Source organism: Microbacterium sp. BF1 (assembly GCF_019279095.1).
Classification (GTDB): Bacteria; Actinomycetota; Actinomycetes; order Actinomycetales; family Microbacteriaceae; genus Microbacterium; species Microbacterium maritypicum.
Genome location: NZ_JAGYWT010000392.1, coordinates 1 through 2349 on the forward strand (window position 1 = coordinate 1; position 2349 = coordinate 2349).

The following is a 2349-nucleotide window of genomic DNA, read 5'->3' on the forward strand; positions in this document are numbered from 1 at the left end:
GCCGCGATCACCCGGCACAGCGAACGCGTCGCCGCCGCGCTGTCGGGGCCTCAGTCCGCCATCGTCCTCGTCGACGACAGGGCCATGGCCACGGCGTTCAGCAACGCCTATGCGCCGGAGCACCTCGAACTGCACCGCGTGGATGCCGAAGAGGCGGCCGCCGACTTCACCAGCGCCGGAGCCGTCTTCGTCGGCGACCAGACGCCGGTGAGCCTCGGTGACTACATGGCGGGCAGCAATCACGTGCTGCCGACCGGGGGACAGGCTCGCTATGCTCCCGGGCTCGGCTCGTACACCTTCCTTCGACCGCAGCAGGTGATCTCCTACGACAGGGCTGCGCTGGCGGCCGTGCGCGCCGGGGTCGTCGCCCTCGCCGACACCGAGGTGCTTCCCGCGCACGGTGAGGCGATCGAGGCCCGTTTCACCGCGTAGGATCGGTCAGATGCACTGCCCCTTCTGTCGACACCCCGACTCCCGCGTCATCGATTCACGCACGAGCGACGACGGGCTCTCGATCAGGCGTCGTCGACAGTGCCCGGAGTGCGGCGGCCGTTTCACGACGACCGAGACCGCGAGTCTCAACGTGATCAAGCGTTCCGGTGTGATGGAGCCGTTCAGTCGGGAGAAGGTCATCACGGGTGTGCGGAAGGCCTGCCAAGGACGCCCGGTGACGGAGGGCGACCTCGCGGTGCTCGCACAGCGCGTGGAGGAGGCCGTCCGACAGACAGGGGTGTCGCAGCTCGACACCAACGAGATCGGTCTCGCCATCCTCGGTCCGCTGCGTGACCTCGATGAGGTCGCGTTCCTGCGCTTCGCCAGTGTCTACCAGGCCTTCGACTCGCTCGAGGATTTCGAGGCCGCGATCACAGATCTGCGCGCCGACCACACGAAGCGGGAGTCCGAGGAGCGGTAATCTGGCAGGGATGTATCCGCTGCTCTTCCGCGCTGTCCTCTCGCGCTTCGATCCCGAGTTCGCCCACCACGCCGGTATGGCGGTGATCCGCGTGCTCGGTGTGCCTCCGTTCTCGTGGGCCACGCGCGCGATCACGCGCCCTGACCCGTCGCTGCGCGTCGAGGCGCTCGGTCTCACCTTCCCCTCGCCGTTCGGCGTCGCCGCGGGCTTCGACAAGAACGCGGTCGGCGTGCGAGGACTCGCCGCTCTCGGCTTCGGACATGTGGAAGTCGGCACCGTGACCGCGATCGCGCAGGAGGGGAACCCGAAGCCGCGGCTTTTCCGTCTCATCGCGGATCGCGCCGTGATCAATCGGATGGGCTTCAACAACGCCGGAGCGGATGCGGCGGCGCGTCGGCTCGCTCGCCTGCGGCGCGGCGCGCCTGACACGATCATCGGGGTCAACATCGGCAAGAGCCGCGTGGTCGAGGTCGAGGATGCGACAGCGGACTACGTGGCCTCGGCGACGCGGCTCGCTCCGCTCGCCGACTACCTGGCCGTGAACGTGTCGTCGCCGAACACTCCGGGTCTGCGAGGACTGCAAGCGGTGGAGACGCTGGCTCCGCTGCTGCGCGCCGTTCGAGAGGCTTCCGGCGACACACCGCTGCTCGTCAAGATCGCACCGGATCTTTCCGACGAGGAGATCACGGCGATCGCCCAGATGGCCGTCGCTGAGGGACTCGCGGGAATCATCGCGCACAACACCACCATCAGCCGAGACGGTCTGCTCACGGATCCCGCGACGGTCGAGGCTGCAGGCGCGGGAGGACTGTCCGGTGCACCGCTGAAGAAGCGCTCGCTCGAAGTCCTTCGCGTCGTGCGCGAAGCCGTTCCCGCCGACTTCTGCGTGATCGCCGTCGGGGGGGTGGAGACGCCATCCGACGTGCAGGAGCGCCTTGCGGCCGGTGCGACCCTCGTGCAGGGCTACACCGCTTTCCTGTACCGCGGCCCGTTCTGGGGCCGGGAGATCAACAGGGGACTGATCAGTCGGGGTACTGGCCGCGCTTGACCTGCGGCTTCGGCAGACGCATGAATCGCATCTGCAGGGCGCGCATCGCGGCGTACCAGCCCAGACCGCGCTCGAGACGCTCCTTGCCGAACTTCGCCGCGGCCTTGCGCTTGACGCGCATGCCGAGCAGGATCATGCCGCCGATCGCGATGACGAGGTAACCCATCATCACGATGTACGCGTAGAACGAGATGACCGTGTTCGCCGGCACCAGCGAGGCGAGGATGACCAGGACCATCACTCCCATCACGAACTCGGCCGGGTGCCAGCCCGCATCCACGTAGTCGCGGACCCAGCGGCGCTGCGGGTCAAGCGCACGCTGGGCATTCCGATCTTCCAGGAGCAGCTCATCCAGATGGCGACGGCGATCGGCGATTGCACGGCCGAT

The 2349-nt window shown here is 67.9% G+C and carries 4 protein-coding genes; 3 read left to right on the forward strand and 1 reads right to left on the reverse strand.

What is annotated here, in order from left to right:
• From KZA10_RS12630 to KZA10_RS12640, 3 genes are all read left to right on the forward strand, one after another.
• On the forward strand, positions 1-432 hold a 432-nt coding region (locus KZA10_RS12630), incomplete at its 5' end, for a histidinol dehydrogenase (protein ID WP_218683044.1).
• Between the two features lie 10 nt (positions 433-442).
• Entirely contained in the window at positions 443-913 is a 471-nt protein-coding gene (gene nrdR / locus KZA10_RS12635; RefSeq protein WP_017830243.1) for a transcriptional regulator NrdR, read from the forward strand.
• A 10-nt stretch (positions 914-923) separates the two neighbouring features.
• Complete coding sequence (locus KZA10_RS12640; protein ID WP_218683045.1) at positions 924-1961, forward strand: quinone-dependent dihydroorotate dehydrogenase; 1038 nt, start codon at positions 924-926, stop codon at positions 1959-1961.
• On the opposite strand, the gene KZA10_RS12645 is transcribed toward KZA10_RS12640, so the two are convergent.
• A partial coding sequence (locus KZA10_RS12645; protein ID WP_256934811.1) for a DUF3043 domain-containing protein occupies positions 1936-2349 on the reverse strand: 414 nt, incomplete at its 5' end. The two genes, KZA10_RS12640 and KZA10_RS12645, sit on opposite strands and share 26 nt — an antisense overlap.

Bases quoted from the DNA above. Each gene is read 5' to 3' on its own strand.
- nrdR (WP_017830243.1), top strand. From the start codon at position 443: ATGCACTGCCCCTTCTGTCGACACCCCGACTCCCGCGTCATCGATTCA.
- KZA10_RS12640 (WP_218683045.1), top strand. From the start codon at position 924: ATGTATCCGCTGCTCTTCCGCGCTGTCCTCTCGCGCTTCGATCCCGAG.